Origin of the sequence: Archangium lipolyticum (assembly GCF_024623785.1) — a bacterium.
In the GTDB taxonomy this organism is placed as follows: Bacteria; Myxococcota; Myxococcia; order Myxococcales; family Myxococcaceae; genus Archangium; species Archangium lipolyticum.
This window is the reverse complement of sequence record NZ_JANKBZ010000074.1, coordinates 1-3747: the sequence shown is the minus strand read 5'-3', so window position 1 is coordinate 3747 and position 3747 is coordinate 1. Positions and strand designations below refer to the sequence as shown.

Genomic DNA, 3747 nt, shown 5'->3' with positions numbered 1-3747 from the left:
TCTCACCGCGCTACATGGGGGAGGGGGTGAGGGAGGCGGCGGAGGAGATGTTCAGCTCACGGGCGGTGCTGCTGTCGGTGGGCATGTCGATGATGCTGTACATGGTGGCGTGGGCGGCGCCGGAGCCGGTTTTCTCCAAGGCGTTCGCCACGGCGGTGACGATAGGGCTGCTGATGACGTACACGGCGGTGGAGCTCTACAACGTGGGGTTGGCGTGCCTGCGGCTGTACCGGGAGGCGGAGGCGGCGAGGACGCGGGAGCAGTTGGAGGCTGTGGCCGAACGCTTCGGGAAGGAGATGGGGGGAGTGGGGCTGAGGGTGCTGGTGACGCTGGCGGGAGCGAGGCTGGCCAGGGCGTTGCCGGAGGTGCCGGGAGGAGGGCTGTGGGGGCGGCTGTCACCGCCCCGATTCAGCTTCGCGGGAGGGAGGGGAGGGCTGAGGGTGGGAGAGGGGGCGCGGGGGCAGGTGAGCGTGGCGGACGGCACGGTGGTGCTGATGGGGGTGACGGCGAACACGACGGCCGCGGCGGTGACGTCAGCGGTGTCAGCAACCCGGACGACAGGGGCATGTGACGAGTCGAAGAAGAGTGACAACCAGGCCCACCATCTCTTCACCAACAAGAACGACACTGCGGAATCCAACGGTGGTCCCTGGACGCCTCGGTTCGAAGACTTCTTCAAGCGGGCGGGGATGAGTCTCGATGATCCAGCGAACATCGTTTATCTACGAGGCCACAAGGGGCCTCACCCCGAGGAATACCACAGCGAGCTTTTCAAGCGATTAGAGGCTGTTTTCAGGAATTGTAGTGGTCAGGCCGAGTGTCGAGTCAGGCTCGTGAGAGCACTCGACGAGATCGCAGGGGAGGTTTGTACGCCTGGCTCCAGACTCAACAAGCTCGCTACGAGGTCGCGATGACCACGCAGACGAAGTACTATGAATTGTACGACGATGTGTATGCCCCAGGACGTTGGCATTTGAGAATGCCTGTCGATAGCCATGGCGAGTGGATCGATACCTGGCAGTTCAAGGAGGGCAAAGTCCTGGAGTTCGAGGGCCCCATTCGCTTCCCCGTGAAGCCAGCGGGCGTTGCGCTCGAATACAGTCTCTCCATGGGGATTCCTGTCGTCCATCGCCGGGTGGTCTCTCTCTTCGAGCGTCTGGGGCTCGAGAAGGAGGTGCAGTTCATCCCCGCCGGGGTGGAGGGTCAGCCGGAGCCCTATTTCATTCTCAATACCCTGCAAGTCATCAAGTGCATCGATGATGCCCGGTGTGAGGAGGTGCTCTACTGGGGACCAGAGCACGGCGAGCCGGAGTACGTGGGTGAATATCGGAATGTCGTGGGGCTGAAGGTAGACCCGGCGAAAATAGGTAACGCCAACATCTTCCGTACCTGGGGTTGGCTGGTGACCCTTGTCGTCTCCGAGCGCGTCAAGCTGGCCATGGAGCAAGAGGGTATCACCGGCGCCAGATTCATCGAGGTTTGAAGGGGAGCCCCGAGCGGACACCGCGCCATGTGGTTGGTCGAGGTCTGGCCTCCCCACCGTGCAAGGGAGCGGCGAGGGTTGGTCAATGTCCCTCGTTCGCCGAGGGCCGGAAGGAGCGTCATGCATCCGAGCGTCGTCCTCGTTTTCTGTCTGCTGGTGGTGGTGCCGCTTTCGGCCCGAGCGGCCCCGCCCGAAGTGGAGGCGCGGCTCTGGGGGCTGGAGCCAGTGGGGGTGAGCGAGTACCGCGGAGGCCAGGGGCGAGGGCTGAAGCTCAGCTTCAAGAAGCTCGAGCCCAACCCGGCGCTGGAGCTGTTCTCGTTGGAGGAGGCGAGGGCGGTGGTGGAGGAGTTGGGGCTGCCATCGGCCAGGGGAGTGGTGATGGCGGGCATGGCGGCCGAGCCACCGCCCCCGGCGGACCTGGGGAGGAGGGTGAGAGAGGCCTACGAGAAGCTATACGGGCCGGCGCAGGTGGCACTGCCGGACGCGCTGGAGAGGGCGAAGTGGCTGCGGGCCCTGGCGCTCTCACCGCGCTACATGGGGGAGGGGGTGAAGGAGGCGGCGGAGGAGATGTTCAGTTCGCGAGCGGTGCTGCTGTCGGTGGGCATGTCGATGATGCTGTACATGGTGGCGTGGGCGGCGCCCGAGCCCGTCTTCTCCAAGGCGTTCGCCACGGCGGTGACGATAGGGCTGCTGATGACGTACACGGCGGTGGAGCTCTACAACGTGGGGTTGGCGTGCCTGAGGCTGTACCGGGAGGCGGAAGGGGCGAGGACGCAGGCGCAATTGGAGGCGGTGGCCGAACGCTTCGGGAAGGCGATGGGAGGGGTGGGGCTGAGGGTGCTGGTGACGCTGGCGGGGGCGAGGCTGGCCAGGGCATTGCCGGAGGTGCCAGGAGGAGGGCTGTGGGGGAGGCTGTCACCGCCCCGATTCAGCCTGGCGGGAGGAGGAGGGAGGGGAGGGTTGAGGGTGGGAGAGGGGGCGCGGGGGCAGGTGAGCGTGGCGGACGGCACGGTGGTGCTGATGGGGGTGACGGCGAACACGACGGCCGCGGCGGTGACGTCGGTGGTGTCAGCGGCCCGGACGACGGGGGCATGTGACGAGTCGAAGAAGAGCGACAACCAGGCCCACCATCTGTGCACGAACAAGAATGACTCGTCCGACATCAGCGGCGGTCCCTGGACGCCTCGATTCGAAGACTTCTTCGCACAAGCGGGGATGAGTCTCGATGATCCAGCGAACATCGTCTACCTGCGGGACCACAAGGGGCCTCATCCCAAGGAGTACCACCAGGAGATCTTCAGGCGGCTCAAGGAAGCACTTGAGTCTTGTGGGTCCCGCGCCGAGTGTCGAACCAGGCTCGTGAAAGTGCTCGACGAGATCGCAGGAGAAGTATGTACGTCGGGATCCAAGCTGAACAGGTTCGTCACGAGGAAGCCATGACCTCTCAGACAAGATATTACGACCTCTTCGACAATATGTACGTTCCAGGGCGTTGGCATTTGCGGACGCCTGTCGATAGCCAAGGCGAGTGGATCGACACCTGGCAATTCAATGAGGGAAGAGTGTTGGAGTTCCAGGGGCCGATACGCTTCCCCGTGAAGCCAGCGGGAATTACTCTTGAATTCACTCTTTCTTCCTTTGGGATTCCCGTCGTACACCGCCGGGTGGTCTCGCTCTTCGAGCGTCTGGGGATGCAGAAAGAGGTGCAGTTCATCCCTGTCGAGGTGGAGGGCCAGTCAGAGCCCTGGTTCATTCTCAATGCCTTGCAGGTCATCAAGTGCATCGATGATGCCCGGTGTGAGGAGGTGTTTTATTGGCTGCCGGAGGACAACCGCCCGGACAAGGAGGGTCAATACAAGAACGTGCGAGGGCTGAAGGTGGACCCGGCGAAGATAGGGGACGCCAACATCTTTCGTCCCTGGGGCTGGAAGGTGGTTCTCATCGTCTCCGAGCGCGTCAAGCTGGCTATGGAGCAAGAGGGCATCACTGGCACTGAGTTCGTCGAGGTCTGAGGATGGCGTTCCGCGCAGTGCGCCCGTGGTCGCCGAGGGCCGGATGGGTCGAGATGCATCCGAGAATCATCCCTGTTTTCTGTCTGCTGCTGGTGGTGGTTCCGCTTTTGGCCCGAGCGGCCCCGCCCGAAGTGGAGGCGCGGCTCTCGGTGCTGGAGCCAGTGGGGGTGAGCGAGTACCACGGAAGCCAGGGGCGAGGGCTGATGCTCACCTTCAAAAGGCTCAAGCCCGACCCGGCGCTGGAGCTGTTCT

4 protein-coding genes and 1 pseudogene are annotated in these 3747 nt (G+C 63.7%); all 5 read left to right on the top strand.

The genetic code is table 11. The features are described 5' to 3' along the window. Positions 1-914, top strand: a 914-nt coding sequence (locus tag NR810_RS51910; protein ID WP_257463609.1) for an AHH domain-containing protein, incomplete at its 5' end; no start/stop codon positions are given. Then, the gene (locus NR810_RS51905; RefSeq protein WP_257463608.1) at positions 911-1483 is read left to right on the top strand and encodes an imm11 family protein; all 573 of its coding nucleotides are present in this window, start codon (positions 911-913) and stop codon (positions 1481-1483) included. The genes NR810_RS51910 and NR810_RS51905, both read left to right, overlap by 4 nt. 120 nt (positions 1484-1603) lie before the next feature. Further along, a complete protein-coding gene (locus tag NR810_RS51900) occupies positions 1604-2923 on the top strand; it encodes an AHH domain-containing protein (protein ID WP_257463607.1) in 1320 nt (439 codons plus the stop codon). Then, a complete protein-coding gene (locus NR810_RS51895) occupies positions 2920-3495 on the top strand; it encodes an imm11 family protein (protein ID WP_257463606.1) in 576 nt (191 codons plus the stop codon). Before NR810_RS51900 ends, NR810_RS51895 begins: the two co-directional genes overlap by 4 nt. 53 nt (positions 3496-3548) lie before the next feature. Then, positions 3549-3747 (top strand): annotated as a pseudogene (locus NR810_RS51890) (AHH domain-containing protein); the annotation flags it as partial.

Bases quoted from the DNA above. Each gene is read 5' to 3' on its own strand.
- NR810_RS51905 (WP_257463608.1), top strand. From the start codon at position 911: ATGACCACGCAGACGAAGTACTATGAATTGTACGACGATGTGTATGCC.
- NR810_RS51900 (WP_257463607.1), top strand. From the start codon at position 1,604: ATGCATCCGAGCGTCGTCCTCGTTTTCTGTCTGCTGGTGGTGGTGCCG.
- NR810_RS51895 (WP_257463606.1), top strand. From the start codon at position 2,920: ATGACCTCTCAGACAAGATATTACGACCTCTTCGACAATATGTACGTT.